The organism is Pseudoxanthomonas spadix (assembly GCF_003703395.1).
GTDB classification, from domain to species: domain Bacteria; phylum Pseudomonadota; class Gammaproteobacteria; order Xanthomonadales; family Xanthomonadaceae; genus Pseudoxanthomonas_A; species Pseudoxanthomonas_A spadix.
The window spans coordinates 304,006-321,174 of record NZ_RDQN01000001.1 but is presented as its reverse complement, the minus strand read 5'-3'; the positions used below and the strand labels follow the sequence as shown (position 1 = coordinate 321,174).

The 17,169-nt window shown below is 67.8% G+C and carries 20 protein-coding genes; 13 read left to right on the top strand and 7 right to left on the bottom strand.

The annotated features are described in order from the left end of the window. Window positions 1–16: 16 nt before the first annotated feature. Window positions 17–337, bottom strand: coding sequence for a hypothetical protein (locus D9R12_RS01455; protein WP_122227195.1), 321 nt, complete (start codon window positions 335–337; stop codon window positions 17–19). Between the two features lie 109 nt (window positions 338–446). Between D9R12_RS01455 and D9R12_RS01450 the strand changes: the two genes are divergently transcribed. After that, window positions 447–1,019, top strand: a complete 573-nt coding sequence (locus D9R12_RS01450; RefSeq protein ID WP_170159100.1) for a mechanosensitive ion channel family protein — start codon at window positions 447–449, stop codon at window positions 1,017–1,019. Window positions 1,020–1,042: 23 nt separating this feature from the next. Here D9R12_RS01450 and D9R12_RS01445 read toward each other — a convergent pair whose 3' ends face one another. Both D9R12_RS01445 and D9R12_RS01440 read right to left on the bottom strand, forming a co-directional pair. Then, window positions 1,043–1,309 carry a DksA/TraR family C4-type zinc finger protein gene (locus D9R12_RS01445; RefSeq protein WP_122227191.1) on the bottom strand — a complete coding sequence of 89 codons (267 nt, stop codon included), beginning with the start codon at window positions 1,307–1,309 and terminating at the stop codon, window positions 1,043–1,045. 184 nt (window positions 1,310–1,493) lie between these two features. After that, window positions 1,494–3,302 (bottom strand): M1 family metallopeptidase, encoded by a 1,809-nt coding sequence (locus D9R12_RS01440; RefSeq protein ID WP_122227189.1) that lies wholly within the window; start codon window positions 3,300–3,302, stop codon window positions 1,494–1,496. A gap of 129 nt (window positions 3,303–3,431) precedes the next feature. Here D9R12_RS01440 and D9R12_RS01435 point away from each other — a divergent pair, with 129 nt between their 5' ends. Beyond that, window positions 3,432–4,799 carry a M28 family metallopeptidase gene (locus D9R12_RS01435; protein ID WP_122227187.1) on the top strand — a complete coding sequence of 456 codons (1,368 nt, stop codon included), beginning with the start codon at window positions 3,432–3,434 and terminating at the stop codon, window positions 4,797–4,799. Window positions 4,800–4,817: 18 nt separating this feature from the next. Here the strand turns inward: D9R12_RS01435 and D9R12_RS01430 are convergent, their stop codons facing one another. After that, a complete protein-coding gene (locus D9R12_RS01430; protein WP_122227185.1) occupies window positions 4,818–5,675 on the bottom strand; it encodes a PA4780 family RIO1-like protein kinase in 858 nt (285 codons plus the stop codon). A 235-nt stretch (window positions 5,676–5,910) separates the two neighbouring features. Here D9R12_RS01430 and D9R12_RS01425 point away from each other — a divergent pair, with 235 nt between their 5' ends. From D9R12_RS01425 to D9R12_RS01390, 8 genes are all read left to right on the top strand, one after another. Continuing rightward, window positions 5,911–7,113 carry a cation:proton antiporter gene (locus D9R12_RS01425; protein ID WP_122227657.1) on the top strand — a complete coding sequence of 401 codons (1,203 nt, stop codon included), beginning with the start codon at window positions 5,911–5,913 and terminating at the stop codon, window positions 7,111–7,113. A gap of 209 nt (window positions 7,114–7,322) precedes the next feature. Then, on the top strand, window positions 7,323–7,553 hold the full coding sequence (locus tag D9R12_RS01420) for a hypothetical protein (protein WP_122227183.1): 231 nt from the start codon (window positions 7,323–7,325) through the stop codon (window positions 7,551–7,553). A 250-nt stretch (window positions 7,554–7,803) separates the two neighbouring features. Next, entirely contained in the window at window positions 7,804–8,904 is a 1,101-nt protein-coding gene (locus D9R12_RS01415) for a Glu/Leu/Phe/Val dehydrogenase dimerization domain-containing protein (RefSeq protein ID WP_014160767.1), read from the top strand. Window positions 8,905–9,127: 223 nt separating this feature from the next. Continuing rightward, window positions 9,128–10,303: a thiolase family protein gene (locus D9R12_RS01410; protein WP_014160768.1), complete on the top strand. Its 1,176-nt coding sequence runs from the start codon at window positions 9,128–9,130 to the stop codon at window positions 10,301–10,303. Between the two features lie 140 nt (window positions 10,304–10,443). Then, a complete protein-coding gene (locus D9R12_RS01405) occupies window positions 10,444–10,794 on the top strand; it encodes a hypothetical protein (protein WP_014160769.1) in 351 nt (116 codons plus the stop codon). Between the two features lie 224 nt (window positions 10,795–11,018). Then, window positions 11,019–11,360 carry a hypothetical protein gene (locus D9R12_RS01400; protein ID WP_014160770.1) on the top strand — a complete coding sequence of 114 codons (342 nt, stop codon included), beginning with the start codon at window positions 11,019–11,021 and terminating at the stop codon, window positions 11,358–11,360. A 247-nt stretch (window positions 11,361–11,607) separates the two neighbouring features. Next, the gene (locus tag D9R12_RS01395; protein ID WP_122227181.1) at window positions 11,608–12,129 is read left to right on the top strand and encodes a bactofilin family protein; all 522 of its coding nucleotides are present in this window, start codon (window positions 11,608–11,610) and stop codon (window positions 12,127–12,129) included. After that, entirely contained in the window at window positions 12,126–12,506 is a 381-nt protein-coding gene (locus D9R12_RS01390) for an FxLYD domain-containing protein (protein WP_122227179.1), read from the top strand. The genes D9R12_RS01395 and D9R12_RS01390 overlap by 4 nt, the downstream gene beginning before the upstream one ends. Window positions 12,507–12,580: 74 nt before the next feature. On the opposite strand, the gene D9R12_RS01385 is transcribed toward D9R12_RS01390, so the two are convergent. Genes D9R12_RS01385 through D9R12_RS01375 form a run of 3 tightly spaced genes read right to left on the bottom strand, consistent with a single transcriptional unit; the run spans window position 12,581 to window position 14,939 of the window. Further along, entirely contained in the window at window positions 12,581–12,841 is a 261-nt protein-coding gene (locus D9R12_RS01385; protein WP_014160773.1) for a DUF6587 family protein, read from the bottom strand. Further along, window positions 12,841–14,697: a ferrous iron transporter B gene (feoB, locus tag D9R12_RS01380; protein ID WP_122227177.1), complete on the bottom strand. Its 1,857-nt coding sequence runs from the start codon at window positions 14,695–14,697 to the stop codon at window positions 12,841–12,843. The genes D9R12_RS01385 and feoB overlap by 1 nt, the downstream gene beginning before the upstream one ends. Continuing rightward, window positions 14,694–14,939, bottom strand: coding sequence for a FeoA family protein (locus D9R12_RS01375; RefSeq protein WP_122227175.1), 246 nt, complete (start codon window positions 14,937–14,939; stop codon window positions 14,694–14,696). Before D9R12_RS01375 ends, feoB begins: the two co-directional genes overlap by 4 nt. A gap of 139 nt (window positions 14,940–15,078) precedes the next feature. Here D9R12_RS01375 and D9R12_RS01370 point away from each other — a divergent pair, with 139 nt between their 5' ends. The 3 genes from D9R12_RS01370 (at window position 15,079) to yeiP (ending at window position 17,156) form a co-directional block, all read left to right on the top strand. Then, the gene (locus D9R12_RS01370; protein WP_122227173.1) at window positions 15,079–15,588 is read left to right on the top strand and encodes a GNAT family N-acetyltransferase; all 510 of its coding nucleotides are present in this window, start codon (window positions 15,079–15,081) and stop codon (window positions 15,586–15,588) included. Window positions 15,589–15,682: 94 nt separating this feature from the next. Beyond that, window positions 15,683–16,453 (top strand): SDR family NAD(P)-dependent oxidoreductase, encoded by a 771-nt coding sequence (locus D9R12_RS01365; protein ID WP_014160777.1) that lies wholly within the window; start codon window positions 15,683–15,685, stop codon window positions 16,451–16,453. Between the two features lie 136 nt (window positions 16,454–16,589). Next, window positions 16,590–17,156 (top strand): elongation factor P-like protein YeiP, encoded by a 567-nt coding sequence (yeiP, locus tag D9R12_RS01360; protein ID WP_122227171.1) that lies wholly within the window; start codon window positions 16,590–16,592, stop codon window positions 17,154–17,156. The last annotated feature ends 13 nt before the right edge of the window (window positions 17,157–17,169 follow it).

Genomic DNA, 17,169 nt, shown 5'->3' with positions numbered 1-17,169 from the left:
AGGAAATCACGCCATTTTAGGGCAAACCCGCGGCCGGGCCATGAATCGCTGCCGCTTTCGCGTCAGCGCGACCTGCCCCGAGGACGCCGGCTTGCAACGCCAGGATCACCAGCAGCACCGCCAGCAGGGCCACGGCCTGCAACACGAAGGCCAGCCGCGCCGGCCAGCGCGTGGCGGTGTAGCCGCAGACCCCCAGCATCGCGATGGGTGCTGCGCCGAAGGCCAGCAGCGGCCAGCTGGCAGGTGTCCCAGCCTCCGGCACCAGCGGCCCCGACAGGCCGATACCAAACAGCAGCAAGGCCAGCGCGTTGAAGAACAAAGGGAGCAGGCCTTTCATCGTCTGCGATTGTGCCTGCGACGGCGAGCAACTCGATGACCTCGATCGCTTTTGCCCGGACCGGGACGCGGCGGCATCATGTGCGGCTTGACTCCCAAAAGACACCACGATGAAAGAACGACTCCCCCTGTGGATGCACCAATGGCTGGGCGTGCTCGTGCCCGGCGCGCAGGTGCTGCTGATCCTGCTGACGATGCGCCTGGTGCAGTTGCTGGCGCGACGCCTGATCGGCCGCGTGGCTGGACGCTACGACCTGCCACCGGATCTGGCCATGGGCCTGCGCAGGGCGATCAACCTTGTCGTCATGCTGGCAGCCATGCTGGCCGCGCTGAATGTGCTGGGCGTGTCCGCCGGCGTACTGTGGGGCGCCTTCACCGGCTTTGCGACGGTGGGTGCGGTGGCGTTCTTCGCCGCATGGAGCGTGCTGTCCAACATCTTCTGCACGTTCCTGATCTTCATCACCCGTCCGTTCCGCCTGCACGAGATGATCGAGCTGCTGGAAAACGGCGACAAACCAGGCCTGAAGGGCAAGGTGATGGACATCAACCTGCTCTACACCACGCTGCAGGAGCCAGAAGCCTTCGATGGCGCACCGACCACCTCGATCCAGGTGCCCAACAACTGGTTCTTCCAGCGCAGCATCCGCCGCTGGCGCGGCACCTCCCCGATGCCACCGGGCTGAGAGGCTGGGCGTGAAGGGATCCTTCAGCGCAGCTGGCTGTCCTTGCTGCCGCGGCGATTGATGCCGGCCGCGGCAACCCGGGTTTCGTCGAACGCCGCCTGGCAGTTCACGCACAGGCGCACGCCAGGCACCGCCTTGCGCCGCGCCTCGGGGATCGGTGCGTCGCATTCCTCGCAGCGCAGCAGGCTCGGGCCGCTCGGCAACTGGCGGCGGGCGCGCTGGATCGCGTCGTCCACCGTCGCATCGATCTGGTCCTGCACTGCGCCATCATTGGCCCATCCGGTCGCCATGGCTGCCTCCGGTTGCTCACATGCGCCCCGTTGCGCACGCCCTGACCATAGGCCGGGCCAGGTGAATCCCGCGCAACCGGTCGGCCACCCTTTTGGCAGCTGGTGGCGTGCGCGGCCGCGCAGCAGCGCCACGGCCCGGTCACTGCCCATCGCCCGCGTTGCCTGCCCCGGCCGAACCGGAAGCTCAAGGCTTGGCTGCCGCTTTTGCCTTTTCCGTCTGCCCTCTTTCGGCCTGGCCTTTCTCAGCCCGGCCCTTCTCCGCGGCGGCCCGGTCGGCCGCCGCCTTGCGTTCGGCGGCGTCCCTGACCGCGACGGCAAAACGCGGCTCCTCGCGCAACAGTCTGGACTGCGGGTCCAGCGTATAGAGCTCGCCGGGCGGCAGGTCCACGTGGCCGCGGCCGCCGGGCATCGGCACGGTCACGATCCTGCCGCTGTTGGCGCCGATGCGCACCTCCACCGGCACCGGGAACGGCACCTCATCCGGCGTCTTCCAGCGCAGCGCAAGACCGCTGGCATCGCGCTCGGCCAGCAGCTCCGGCAGCGCGGCGCGATACAGATACACCTGGAAGAACCAGCCATAGTCCCTGCCGGTCACCTCATTGACGATGGCGATGTAGTCCGGAGTCGACAGATGGCGCGGCTGGAACTGACCCGGACGTGGATCATCGGTGCCGTAGACGGCCAGGCGGATGGTCTTGAAGAACGCCTGGTCGCCGATCAGCCCGCGCAGCATGTGCAGCATCAGCGAGCCCTTGTAGTAGATGTCCAGGCCCGGGCCGTGTTCGCTGTCGTAGACCGATTGCTCGGTCTGCGGTCTGCCGCTGACGATCGGAACCTTGTTGGACAGCTTGGCGCGCTGGTCCAGCAGCGCGGCGTGGTATTCCATCTCGCCGCGCAGGTACTGCAGGTACAGCGGCTGCATGTAACTGCCCAGGCCCTCGTGCAGCCACATGTCGTCCCAGTCGGCATTGGTCAGCTGGTTGCCGAACCACTCGTGCGAGAACTCGTGCTGCATCAGCCAGTCGTAGCCGTACTTGTCCTTCCTGTAGTCGTTGCCGTAGGCGTTGATGGTCTGGTGTTCCATGCCCAGGTACGGGGTCTGGACGATGCCCACCTTCTCATCGCCGAACGGGTACGGTCCGATCTGGCGCTCGAAGAAGTCCAGCATCCTGGGCAGCTCGTCGAACAGGTCCTGGGCCTTTGCGTCCTGGCCCTTGAGGTGCCAGTACGCCAGCGCAATCGTGTTGCCGAAGCGGCTGTGGTAGTCACCCTTGAGCTGCTCGTACGGGCCGACATTGATCGCCACCGCGTAGGTATCCGGGCTGCGCGCACGCCAGTGCCAGGTGCGCCAGCCGTCGTGTTCCTGCATGTCGACCAACACGCCGTTGCCCGGCGCCACCAGCGGCGCCGGCACGGTGATGTATTCGTCCACCAGCAGCGGCTCGCCCTGGGGATGGTCGATGCATGGCCACAACAGGTCGCAGCCCTCGCCCTGGATGGCCGAGGCCACCCACGGCTCGCCGCCGGGCGCGCTCGACCAGACCAATCCGCCATCCCACGGTGCACGCGTGGCCACGTGCGGCGCGCCGGCGTAGACCACGCGCACATCGAATCCCTGCTGCGCGGCCACGGCCCCGGGCAGGGTGATGCGCATGCGCCCTTCCGGATTGGCCCAGTCCTTGCGCGCCAGCGCCACGCCATCGACCTGGACCGCACTGACCTGGTAGGCGCGGTCCAGGTCCAGCACCATCGTCGCCAGCTCCTGGCCGGCTCTGAAGCGCAAGGTGGCATCGCCTTCGATGCGCCGGTCCTGCGGCAACACCTTGAAGTGCAGCGTCGCATGCTCGAAGACCACCGCCCGCTGCTCGGGCGTGCGTGGCAGACCGGTCTGCCTGGTCGTGGCGCTCAGCTCGGGCTGCGCAGCCGGCGCGGCCGGGACCAGGCTCGCCAGGCCAACGGCAACACCGGCAAGCACGCAACGGGCATGGCGCATCGAAGGACGACCGACGTCTGACAGGACAGCGCACAGGCTGCCAGCAATGCGGCCAGGCTGCACGCGTCAGAGGTCATGTGCCGACTGTGCGAACATCCAGGGCCCGCACCCGACGCGAACCATCCCGCCATGTCCCGCCGCCTGATTGCCGCCTGCCTGCTGCTTCCGTTGACCTGCCTGGCCCAGGCCGCTGCTCCACCGGCCTCCGATCCGCGCCTGGATGCGATCGGCACCGCGCCTTCGGCGGCGCGCATCCAAGCCGACGTGCGCACGCTGGTGTCCTTCGGCACCCGCCACACGCTGTCCGAGACCGCCTCCGAAACCCGCGGCATCGGCGCGGCCCGGCGCTGGGTCCATGCGCAGTTCCAGCAGATTTCGCGCGATTGCGGCGGCTGCCTGGAGGTGCGCTATGTCAGCGACACGATCGCCGGCGAGAAGCGCATCCCCAACGCCACCGAAGTGGTCAACGTGGTCGCCATCCAGCGCGGCAGCAATGACCCGGATCGCTACGTGATGATGAGTGGCGATATCGACTCGCGTGTGTCCGATGTCATGAATGCCACCGCCGATGCGCCCGGCGCCAACGACAACGCTTCGGGCCTGGCCGGCACCCTGGAGGCCGCGCGGGTGCTGAGCAAGTACAAATTCCCGGCCTCGATTGCCTATGTCGCGCTCTCGGCCGAGGAACAGGGCCTGTTCGGTGGCAGGATCGTGGCCGAGCAGGCAAAAAAACAAGGCTGGCGGATCGAGGCGCTGCTCAACAACGACATGATCGGCAATACCTCCGGGATCGATGGGGTGAGCGACAACCACACCGCCCGGGTGTTCTCCGAAGGCACCCGCGCCACCGAGACCGAAGCTGAGGCCCGCGCGCGCCGCTTCACCGGCGGCGAGCTGGATTCGCCCTCGCGCAACCTGGCCCGCTACATCGCGCGCATGGCCGAGCACGTGCCGAACCTGGAGGTGATGATGGTCTACCGGCTGGACCGCTTTGGCCGCGGCGGCCACCACAGTCCGTTCAACGATGCCGGCTTCCCGGCCGTGCGGATCATGGAAACCCACGAGCACTATGACCGCCAGCACCAGGACCTGCGGACCGAAAACGGCCGGGTCTACGGCGATACCCTGGACGGGGTGGACTTTGCCTATGCCGCCAGGCTCACCGCGCTCAACGCGGTCACCCTGGCCGGCCTGGCCTGGGCCCCGCCCCCGCCCGCGCAGGTCAGGATCGACGGCGCGGTCAGCGCCGACACCACGCTCAGCTGGACCCGTCCGCCTGCGACCCAGGCGCCGGAACTGGCCGGCTACAGGCTGTACTGGCGCCTGACCACCGAACCGCAGTGGACCCATAGCCGGTACGTGGGCGATGTCACCAGCCACACGCTGAAGAACATGGTGATCGACAACCACTATTTCGGTGTCGCGGCCGTGGCCAGGGACGGCAGCGAAAGCGCTGTGGTCTTTCCCGGCGCGGCCGGCAGCTTCGGCGGCTACTGATCCACCGCGCAGGCGTGGTCAGTCTTCTTCGGCCGCGGCCTGGCGGCCCTGCTGGCGGATCAATGCCTCAAAGCGCGCCTCGTTGATCGCCTCGCGCACGCTGTCCAGGTCGGCACTGGACTCATCGGCGGTGAACTGGCCGGTCAGTTCGCTGTCCGGCCGCAGCGCGCCGGCCTGGAACAACGCCCACATCTCCTCGCCGTACCAGGTCTCCAGCAGTTCCGGCGCCCAGCGGCCGAGATAGGCGGTGAGGTTGTTGACGTCGCGCAGCAGCATGGTGCGCGCGGCATTGTTGCCAGCGGCGCTGACCACCTGCGGGAAATCGATCACCACCGGTCCATCGGCGTTGACCAGCACGTTGTACGGCGACAGGTCGCCGTGGATCAGGCCGCTGCACAGCATCAGCACCACCTGGCGCACCAGGATCCGATGAAATTCTCGCGCCTGTGCCGGCTCCAGCTCCACCTCGGCCAGACGCGGCGCGGAAAACCCTTCGGCATCGGTGACCAGCTCCATCACCAGCACGCCATGGAAATAGCCGAACGGCTCGGGCACGCGCACGCCGGCATCGCGCAGCTGGTAGAGCGCGTCGACCTCGGTGTTCTTCCAGGCCACTTCGGCCTGCTTGCGGCCGTACCGGGTGGCCTTGCCCATCGCGCGCGCCTCGCGGCTGCCGCGGACCTTGCGCCCTTCCTGGTACTGCACCCGCTGCTGGAAGCTGCGCTGGGCCATGTCCTTGTAGACCTTGGCGCAGCGCACCTGGTCGCCGCTGCGCACCACGTACACGGCCGCTTCCTTGCCGCTCTTCAAAGGCCGCAACACTTCATCGATGACGCCATCGTCGATCAGCGCCTGCAATCCGTTGGGGGTCTTCATGGAATCCTGTGCAAGAAACAGCCGGCCGGAACACCGTGCTGCATGAGCCGATAGTGTCGCATCCTTCGGTGGCCGCCGGGCCGGCCGGGGTCGCGCGCTGCCGGCGGCGCCAGCCTCGCCGGACTCCTGCCGCAGCGGGCGGGCGCGCCCAGCACAAGCGGTGCCCAACGGCGATGGCATGCGGCACCATGGGCGCCCGCCGCGCCAAGCGGTCCCGACCGAAGGCTGCCACCGGATGCATCCCGTCAGCACCATGGAAGTATTCCTGATCGCCATGACGATCATCTTCTGCATTCCGTTCCTGATCTGGCGGCTGGGCCGCACCGACTACTTCGCGCCGCTGGTGGTGGTGCAGATCCTCACCGGCATCGTGCTGGGTCCAGGCGTGCTGGGCGCGGTGCTGCCTGGCTACTACCACTTCGTGTTCAGCCCGCAGGTGGTGCAGATCCTCACCGGCCTGGGCGGCTGGGCGGTGATGCTGTTCGTGTTGATCGCCGGGATCGAGCTGGACCTGAGTCAGGCCTGGGCCAACCGCCGCGAAAGCGGGATCACCGCCAGCCTGGCGCTGGGCGTGCCGCTGGTGTTCGGCGGCCTGGCTGCGCTGGGCATGCTGCGCTTCCCCGGCTGGATCGGTCTGCAGGGCCGGCCGTGGCAGTTCGTCACCGGCGTGGGCATGGCCTGCGCGGTCACCGCCCTGCCCATCCTGATCCTGCTGATGGAGAAGCTGGACATCCTGCGCCGCCCGATCGGCCAGCGCATCCTGCGCTACGCCAGCCTGGACGACATCGCGATCTGGGGCGTGCTGGCGCTGGTACTGGTGGACTGGCAGCGGATCGGCCGCCAGGTCGGGTTCCTGGTCGCCTTTGCCGCGGCCTGCCTGCTGTTGCGCAAGCTGATGGGCGCCATCGGCGAGCGCGATCGCTGGTACGTGATGCTGATCTGGCTGGCGCTGTGCGCGTTCGGCGCGGACTGGTCCGGGCTGCACTTCATGGTCGGTGCGTTCCTGGCCGGAGTGGTGATCGATGCGCACTGGTTCGACCAGGCCGACATGGACCGCCTGCGCCACAACGTGCTGCTGGTGATGATGCCGGTGTTCTTCCTCAGCACCGGCCTGCGCACCGAATGGAATGTCGGTGGCGCGGCGGTGTTCCTGGCGGCGCTGGCCCTGCTGGTGGCCGCGGTCGCCGGCAAGCTGGCCGGCGTACACCTTGCCGGCAGACTCCTGAAGTGGAAGCCGGGCGAAGCCAGCCTGATCGGCTGGCTGCTGCAGACCAAGGCGCTGATCATGATCATCTTCGCCAACATCCTGCTGGACAAGGCGATCATCACCAGCGCCACCTTTACCGCGCTGCTGCTGATGGCGGTGATGAGCACCATGCTGACCACCCCGATGGCGACCCCGCGGCTGCGCCGCCTGGAGCGTCCGCCGCTGGGCTGAGAACCCTGTTCAGCGGGGGCGGTCTGTCGCCCTTGCCGAGGCCCTATGACGTAGCGGCGGGCCCGACTTCCGAACCGCCCGTGCTTCTGCAAACAGGATGCTGCGATGCATCGTGACCAGCCGGCCATGCAGGCGGATAGTCGGACGCGGTAGCCATTCCACCACGCGCCACCCACCGCAGAATCCGTCAGTCATCCCGGAGGACCCGCATGAAAGTCGTGATTACCTTGGTCATTGCCGTTGTCCTGCTCGCCATCGGAATTCCGCTTTCCCGCGCCATCAAGAACGGGGACGAACACACCATCACCCGCACCGTCGATCCGACCCGGCCCGGTACCGAACCACACCGCGCGGCAACGGCCCGGCGCCCGCTGGCCGACCCAGTCCCCACGCGCGATCCATCGTTGGTGACCCAGCAGCAGGCCGCGGTCAACCGCTGATCCGCGCTCCAGCCCTCGCGCGCACCAGCGCGCGATATGACCATCGCCCAGGAGCCTGAATCGCGCTCCCGATTCAGGCCTCACGCCGCCCTGCCAACGCACACGGCGCGTATCGTTAGACTGTTCCTGTGCGAGGTCGCCGCCTGCACCCGGGCGGTTTCTTTTTTGTTTTGCGTTTCAGTAACTTATGAAACGCTCCAAACGATGGTCCGCAACTGCGGCCTCGCGCGGAATCTGGAGCCCACCCCACATGCTCTTTGAAACACTCGATAGCTCAGGCCACGAGCAGGTGGTGTTCTGCCACAATCCCGACGCGGGCCTGAAGGCGATCATCGCCATCCACAGCACGGTGCTCGGACCGGCCCTGGGCGGTATGCGCATGCGCCCCTACGCCAGCACCGATGCGGCCTTGCACGACGCGCTGCGGCTGAGTCGCACGATGACCTACAAGAACGCCCTGGCCGGCCTCAACGTCGGCGGCGGCAAGGCGGTGGTCATCGGCGACCCGAGCCGGGACAAGACCGAAGCGCTGTTCCGCATGCTCGGACGCTATGTCGATTCGCTGGGCGGTCGCTACATCACCGCCGAGGACGTCGGCACCGACGTCAACGACATGGAATACGTCTACCGCGAAACCGAATACGTGGTCGGCGTACACCAGGTGCACCGCGGCTCGGGCGACCCGGCGCCGTTCACCGCCTACGGCGCCCTGCAAGGCCTGATGGCCACCCTGCAGCGCCGCTTCGGCAATGAGGAAATCGGCAAGTATAGCTATGCGGTCCAGGGCCTGGGCCACATCGGCATGGAGTTCGTGAAACTGCTCAGGGAGCGCGGCGCCAAGCTGTTCGTCACTGACCTCAATCCGGCGCTGGTCGAGCGCGCGGTCGAGGAATGCGGCGCCGAGGCGGTGTCGCCGGACGAGATCTACGAGGTCCAGGCCGACGTGTTCTCGCCGTGCGCGCTGGAAGGCTCGATCAACCAGGAGACCCTGCCGCGCCTGCGCAGCAAGATCATCTGCGGCACCGCCAACAACCAGATGTCGCACGTGGTCGGCGAGGAAGCCATGCGGCGCGGCATCCTCTATGCGCCGGACTACGCGGTCAACGCCGGTGGCGTCATGAACGTGTCGCTTGAGATCGACGGTTACAACCGCGAGCGCGCCATGCGCCTGATGCGCAACATCTACCACAACGTCGGCCGCATCTTCGACCTGGCGGAGAAGGAAAAGATCGCTCCGCAGTACGCCGCCGACCGTATCGCCGAGGCACGCATCGGCGCCATCGGCAAGCTCAAGCTACCGCTGGGCCGCACCGCCCCGCGCTACATGGGTCACCTGCGCGGCGACCACTGATCGCGCATTGGCAAAAGAACGCGCCTTGAAACCGGCATTCTTCTTGCGGCTTCAGCCGTACTCACCGCGTCAGACACCAGCCCGGCCCCTGCCCCAGGACTTGAGGTCCCAGCCGATCAGCACCTGGTGATCCACACCAGGCCCCCACGCGCCGAAGGCCGTATTGCCGCCGTTTCCGCGGCGGGCGGATAATGGTTGCCTCTTCTGGACAACAGGATCTCCCATGAGCGACATCGTCATCGCCGCCGCCAAGCGCACCGCCATTGGCTCCTTCCTTGGCCAGTTCACCGGCGTACCCGCCCCGCAGCTGGGCGCGGCAGCCATCCGCGCGGTGCTTGCCCAATCCGGCGTGCCGGCGGCCGACGTCAGCGAGGTGCTGATGGGTTGCGTGCTGCCGGCCAACCTGGGCCAGGCGCCCGCCCGCCAGGCAGCGCTGGCGGCCGGCATTCCCTCCTCGACCGGCTGCACCACGGTCAACAAGGTCTGCGGATCGGGCATGAAGACCATCATGCTGGGGCATGACCTGATCAAGGCCGGCTCGGCGCAGATCGTGGTGGCCGGTGGCATGGAATCGATGACCAACGCGCCGCACATGATCCCCAATTCGCGCACGGGCAACCGCTTCGGCGATTTCAAGGCGATCGACCACATGTCCTGGGATGGGCTGGTCAACCCGTACGACGGCCAGGCCATGGGCGTGTTCGGCGAAGCCACCGCGGAAAAATACGGCTTCAGTCGCCAGGACCAGGACGCCTACGCGATCGGCTCGGTCGAGCGCGCACGGGCCGCGCAGGCTTCGGGCGCATTTGAAGGCGAGATCGTTCCCTTCACCGTGACCACCCGCAAGGGTGAGGTCAGCGTCGGCAGCGACGAGCAGCCCGGCAAGGCGGACATCGCCAGGATCCCCTCGCTCAAGCCGGCCTTCAAGCAGGACGGCACGGTGACCGCGGCCAGTTCCTCCAGCATTTCCGACGGCGCGGCGGCCACGCTGCTGCTCAGTGCGGACGAGGCAGCCAGGCGCGGGATCACCCCGCTGGCGCGGATCGTGGCGCACGCGACCTTCTCGCAGGATCCGCAGTGGTTCACCACTGCCCCGGTCGGCGCCATCCAGCGCGTGCTGGAAAAGGCCGGCTGGTCGGTGGAGCAGGTGGACCTGTTCGAGATCAACGAGGCCTTTGCGGTGGTCGCCATGGTCCCGATCAGGGAGCTTGGCATTGCGCGCGAGAAGGTCAACGTCCATGGCGGTGCCTGCGCGCTGGGTCATCCGATCGGTGCATCGGGCGCGCGCCTGGTCGTCACGCTGATCAACGCCCTGCGCGTGCAGGGTAAGCGCCGTGGCATCGCGTCGCTTTGCATCGGCGGGGGCGAAGCCACGGCCATTGCGCTGGAACTGATCTGACGAGGTTTCCGGTCTTTAACGCAAAGTTGACGAACATGAGCCGCATGCCAGTCAATGCTTGACAGTGGAAACCGGATAGTCATGATGTCGCCCGGCGCGCAGACTGCGCGTTGCCAAACTTATCGACGAGGATTTACCAAATGAGCATCAACAAGACGCTGATCGCGCTGGCAATGGGCCTGGCCCTGGCCGCTTGCTCGAAGCCGGAACAGGCTGCCGACGCATCGACTGACGCACAGCAGGCGGCCACCGAGGCGCAGGCTGCTGCCGACACCGCTGCCAGCACCCCGACCGCCGACTCGGCCCAGGCCGCTGCCGACACCGCCGCCACCGCTGCCGACACCGCTGCCAGCGCTGCTGCCGACGCCGGCGCTGCGACCACGGATGACGCTGCCGACACCGCTGCCGAGACCGCCGAAACCGCCAAGGACACCGCCCAGGATGCCGCTGACACGGCTGAGAAGGCTGCCTCTGAGGCTGACCAGAAGTAACCCCTCGCGCGGGAGCGTCCACGCTTCCACTGGGATGGATCGAAAGGATCGCCGGGCAACCGGCGGTCCTTTTTTCATGCGCGGCGCCTGATGCGCCGCTTCACGGGCGACTTTCAATTGACCTGGCGCTCTGTAGAATCCGCGCGCTGCCGTGTCTGGCGCCGTTCTTGCGGCCAGTGCGGCATCAACGACCCACCCATTCCATATTTTTGAAGGGAAACCTCATGACCAACAAGCTCAACCTCGTGCTGATCGCCGCCGTGCTGGCCCTTGGCGCCTGCTCGCAGAAAACCCAGGACGCCGCTTCGGCCACCGCCTCCAGCGCTGCCGACGATGCCGCCGCCGCTGCCGACCAGGCCGCCGCTGCCACCGACGAAGCCGCCAACAAGGCCTCGGCTGCCGCCAGCGAAGCCGCCGACGCTGCCAGCACCGCCGCCGAGAACACCGAGAACGCCGCCCAGTCGGCCACTGCCGATGCCGCTGCGGCCGTGTCCGAAGGCGCCGACGCCACCGCCGACAAGGCCGCCGAGGTGTCCGCGGAAGCCGACGACGCCGCCAAGCAATAAGCGCGCGGGCCACCGTTATCTGGAAGGGAAAGGGTCCGCATCGAACGGACCCTTTTTCTTTCTGGCGCGCTGAAGACACGCCGCCAGGCGGGGCATTGCCGCGCATTGCCATGCACGTGCCGCCCCGGCGCGCCAGGATCTGGATGCGATGGCATGATGCGAATGGCTGATCGTGCAGTCGGTCACAGCGCTGATGCGGCGTTTACCGTGATATTTCCCGTTTTCCCCGCCCTGGAGAACCTGCGACATGTCCATGTGGAAAGACCAGTTGTCCGGCAAGAAGGACGCCACACCGCCGCCCGCCGACCCTGCTCCGCTGCGCGATGGGCCAGCTCCAGCGCCCTTTGCGCCCGAACCGATCGCCGCCACGCCCGTGCCGACGCCAGCCCTGGCAACGGCACGCCCGGCCGCGGCTGCGATCAAGGAATCGCTGATCGCCTCGGACCTGACCATCGAGGGCAAGATCGAGGGTACCGGCCATGTGCGCATCGCCGGCAAGTTCAAGGGCGACGTCAACGTGCAGGGCGATCTGACCATCGAACAGGGCGCCAGGCTCAGTGGCGGGGTCAAGGCCGACAAGGTCATCATCGCCGGCGAGCTGGAAGGCAATATCGAGGCCGCCAAGCAGGTGGAACTGCTCGCCTCGGGCGCGCTGATCGGGGACGTCAAGGCCAACACGCTGACCGTGGCTTCCGGTGCGCGCTTCCGCGGCCAGGCCGATGTCGGCGGTGAAGGCAACGACAGGAAGAAGGACAGCGACGCGGCGTGAGCAACGCCCGTCCCGGCACGGCAGGCGCCACCCGCGCCTGTCCACACTGCAAGGCCACGGTCCTGGAGACCGCGGCGGTGTGTCCGTCGTGCAGGCACCACCTGCGCTTCGACGATTCTGTCACCGTGAAAAAGCGCCAAGCCGAGCGCCTGGTCCCGCTGAAGGTGGAAGGCACCGTGCGTCATCCGCACGACGCCGATGCCTACGAATACACCGCCGTGGTGGTCATCCGCGACCAGCGCGGGCAGGAACTGGATCGCCACGTGGTGGGCGTTGGCGCCCTGCGCGCGGGCGAGCAGCGCACGTTTTCGCTGGCGGTGGAGATGTTCCCGCATACCGGCGCGACCGCGCCGCGCGGCAAGCGGCGGCTGTCCTGACTGGGATCCGACAGCCGACGAGCGAACACGAAACGAACCCAGACGGGCCGCGGTACGGCCCTTTTCGTGTTCGATCAGCGCTTGCCGCTGACCCGGCTCGAGGGCCCGCAGCTACTGCAGCCACCACAGGCCCCGGCACCACCGGTCGCTGCCGGGGCGATGCGCGAGCCCAGCTTGCGTATCCAGGCGGGGCGGCCTTCGCGCACCAACGGCAACGCCAGCCAGAGGCGCAGCCTGCGCATCGCCGTGGGGAACTGCTTGTTGGCCACCACCCAGGCACTGACCAGCGCGGCCAGGGCGATCACCCCGTACTGCAGCAGCAGGCTCAGTTGCATCAGCCAGCTCCCAGGGCCACAGCCACCTGGTAGGTCACCAGCGAGGCGATGTAGGCCAGCGCGAACAGATAGCCGGCCGCGGCCGCCATGCGCTTCCAGGAATTGGTCTCGCGCTTGATCGTGGCCAGCGTGGACAGGCACATTGGTGCGTAGATGTACCAGACCAGCAGCGACAGCCCGGTGGCCAGCGACCAGCCGTCATGGATCAGCGGCAACAGCGCCTGTGCGGCCGCGTCATCGTCGCCGGACAGCGCATAGACGGTGGCCAGCGAGGACACCGCCACTTCGCGCGCGGCCAGCCCAGGGATTAGCGCGATGCAGATCTGCCAGTTGAAGCCCAGCGGCGCGAACACGCTGGTCATGGCGTGGCCGATGCGACCGGCGAAGCTGTAGTCGATCGCTGGCAGGGTGGCGTCGGCCGGTGCGCTGGGGAAGGACAGCAGCACCCACAGCAGCACGGTCAGGGCCAGGATGATGCCGCCCACGCGCTTGAGGAAGATCATCGCCCGCTCGTACAGGCCGATGCCCAGGTCACGCAGGTGCGGGATGCGGTAGGACGGCAGCTCCAGCAGCAGCGCGTGTTCGCCCTTGTCGCGGCGCCAGCGCTTCATCACCCACGACACCATGAGCGCGCTGATGATCGCGGCAAAGTACAGCGCGAACAGCACCAGCCCCTGCAGGTTGAACACGCCCCAGACCTTCTGCTGCGGGATGAACGCCCCGATCAGCAGCGCGTACACCGGCAGCCGCGCCGAACAGGTCATCAGCGGCGCCACCAGGATCGTGGCCAGGCGGTCGCGCGGATCCTGGATCGAGCGGGTCGACATGATCCCCGGCACCGCGCAGGCAAAGCTGGACAGCAGCGGGATGAACGAGCGCCCGGACAGGCCGGCGGCGGCCATCGTCCGGTCCAGCAGGAACGCCGCGCGCGGCAGGTAGCCCGATTCCTCCAGCGCCAGGATGAAGGCGAACAGGATCAGGATCTGCGGCAGGAACACGATCACCCCGCCCAGGCCAGCGATGATGCCGTCGGTGAGCAGGCTGTTGAGCGGACCTTCGGGCAGCACCCCACCGACCCACGCGCCCAGCCAGCCGGTGGCCGCGTCGATGGCGTCCATCAGCGGGGTGGCCCAGGCGTAGACGGCCTGAAAGATCAGGAACATCACCAGCGCCAGCGCCACCAGGCCGAACACCGGATGCAGCAGCCAGCGATCCAGGGCGTCGTCCACGCGCGCGGTGCGGGTCGGCATGGTCACCGCCAGCGCCAGCAGGCGGCGGGTTTCGGCGTGCAGGTCGGCATCGTCGGGCAACACCTTGGCCGGCGGCTGCGGGTTGGCCACCACCCGGTCGATTCGTTCCAGCAGCGCGCGGGCGCCGTTGGCGCGCACCGCGACGGTTTCCACCACCGGGATGCCCAGCTCGCGCTGCAGCACCGCCAGATCGATGCCGATGCCGCGACGCCGGGCCGCATCGGCCATGTTGATCGCCAGGATCACCGGCCGGCCCAGGCGCAGCACTTCCAGCACGAAGCGCAGGTTCAGGCGCAGGTTGGTGGCATCGACCACGCACACCAGTGCATCCGGCGCCGGCTCGCCGGGCAGGAAACCCCGGCACAGGTCGCGGGTGATGGCCTCATCCAGACTGGCCGCATTGAGGCTGTAGGCGCCCGGAAGGTCCAGCAACAGATAGCTCTGGCCGCTGGCGCCCTCGAAGCGGCCTTCCTTGCGCTCGACGGTGACGCCGGCGTAGTTGGCCACCTTCTGCCGGCTGCCGGTGAGCAGATTGAACAGCGCGGTCTTGCCACAGTTGGGATTGCCGATCAGGGCCAGGCGCGGCGCGGCAGCGGCGGCGTTCATGCCGGTTCTCCATCGCGCAGGCGCACCCGCGCGGCCTCGCTGCGGCGCAGGGCGAAGCGGGTGAAGCCGATCTGGACCAGGATCGGATCGGCGCCGATCGGCCCGCGCGCGACCACTTCCACCGGTTCGCCGGAAACGAACCCCAGCTCGCGCAGGCGGCGGGCAATGGTGTCGTTGGGGCCGCGGTCTTCGACGGTGTCGACGATGGCCTGGGTGCGCCTGGGCAGTTCGGACAGCATCACGCAGACGGGCTCAAATGAAAACAGTTCTCAATAGTAGCATTCTTCACGCGCCCGCGCCCTTCCCAACCCCTGTCCAGGCTGGCGTGGCCCCGGCGCTGTCATACCATGCGCGCGCCACCGTTTTGCGCCCTTGCCAACAATGTCCAACGCCCTGCAGATCCGTCCCATCGGCCCCGGCGACGATGCCGCCATGGCCGCGATCATCCGCACCGTGATGCCCGAGTTCGGCGCATGCGGCGCCGGCTTTGCGATCCACGACCCGGAAGTGGACTGGCTCAGCCGCGCCTACGCGCGGCCGCGCTGCGCCTATTTCGTGGTCGAACGCAAGCCTGCCCCCGCGCAGGCGGGGGGCGTGGTCCTGGGCGGCGCTGGCGTGGCACCGCTGGAAGGCGGCAGCCAGGACATCTGCGAGCTGCGCAAGATGTACTTCCTGCCCCAGGCCCGCGGCCTGGGCGCCGGCACGGCGATGATCCAGACCTGCCTGCAGGCCGCGCGCGGCCTTGGCTTCGCCCAGTGCTATCTGGAAACCCTGGACGGCATGGACGCGGCCATGCGCCTGTACCGGAAGACCGGCTTCAGGCGCCTGGAGGCACCGCTGGGTGCCACCGGTCACGGCGGCTGCGACCGCTGGTACCTGCTGACGCTCTGACCACCCCGTCACGGCTGCCGGCACCCGCAGCGGGCCAGGCGCTGCACTTGCTTCCCGTAAAATGTCCGCCTCCCTTCCTGCCCAAGGAGTTGCCATGCACCTGTCCGACACCCGTGCCGTGATCACCGGCGGCGTTTCCGGCCTGGGCCTGGCCACCGCGCAGCGCATCGTGGCCGGCGGCGGCCAGGTCGCGCTGCTGGACGTCAACGATGACAGAGGCGATGCAGCCGTGGCCGCACTGGGCAGCGCCCATGCGCGCTACATCTGCACCGATGTCACCGACGAGACCGTGGTCGCGGCCGCCTTGAGCGCCGCGCACGAGTTCATGGGCACGGTCAACGTGGCGGTGAACTGCGCCGGCATCCTCGGCTCCGGCCGCATGCTGGGCAAGGACGGCCCGATGCCACTGAGCGCCTTCCGTAACACGGTGCTGGTCAACCTGGTCGGCAGCTTCAACGTGGCCAAGGCCGCAGCCAACCTGATGCAGCACAATGACCCGGGCGAAGATGGCGAGCGCGGGGTGATCATCAACACCGCCTCGGTGGCCGCCTTCGAGGGCCAGATCGGCCAGGCCGCCTATGCCGCCTCAAAAGGTGGCGTGGTCAGCATGACCCTGCCGATGGCGCGCGAGCTGGCGCGCTTTGGCGTGCGGGTGATGACCATCGCCCCGGGCATCTTCTGGACACCGATGGTCGATGGCATGCCCGGAGCCGTGCAGCAGTCGCTGGCCGCCTCGATCCCCTTCCCTTCGCGCCTGGGCCGGCCGGACGAATACGCCGATACAGTGGCCTTCATCCTGGCCTCCCGTTACCTCAATGGCGAAACCATCCGCCTGGACGGCGCGGTGCGGCTGGCGCCCCGGTAGGAGCGGACCGCAGGGCCGCGATGGGGCTTGCCCGGTAAAGCCTCTGGCGGCCATGTCCCCGAACATGTTCCCGAAAAAGGGGATAAAGGCCGCTCCCACCCCGGATTCCTTTGACAACCACACAAGCGATCAACCCATGAAGGCTGCCGACATCAAGAAAGGCAACGTCGTCGAGTACAACAACGGCGTCTACCAGATCCGCGACATCGAACGCTCGTCCCCGCAGGGCCGCGGCGGCAATGTGCGCTTCCGTTTCATCATGTACAGCGTGCCGGGCGGCACCAAGCTCGATGCCAGCTTCGACGCCGATGACAACCTGCCGGAGGTGGAACTGCTGCGTCGCCAGGCCACCTTCTCGTACATGGATGGCGAGGCGTTCGTGTTCCTGGATGACGAGGACTACACCCCGTACACGCTGGATGCCGAGGTGATCGGCGACGCCGCCGGCTACATCAGCCAAGGCCTGGCCGGCAGCTACGTGCAGGTCATCGACGATCAGCCCGTGGCCCTGCAGCTGCCCCAGCACGTGACCCTGGAAGTGGTCGAAACCCCGCCCGAGCTCAAGGGCGGCACCGCCACCAAGCGTCCCAAGCCGGCCAGGCTCAGCACCGGCATCGAGATCATGGTGCCCGAGTACATCACCACCGGCGAGCGCATCCTGATCAACACCACCACCGGCGAGTTCGGCGGGCGCGCGGACTGATCCGGACCCGGTT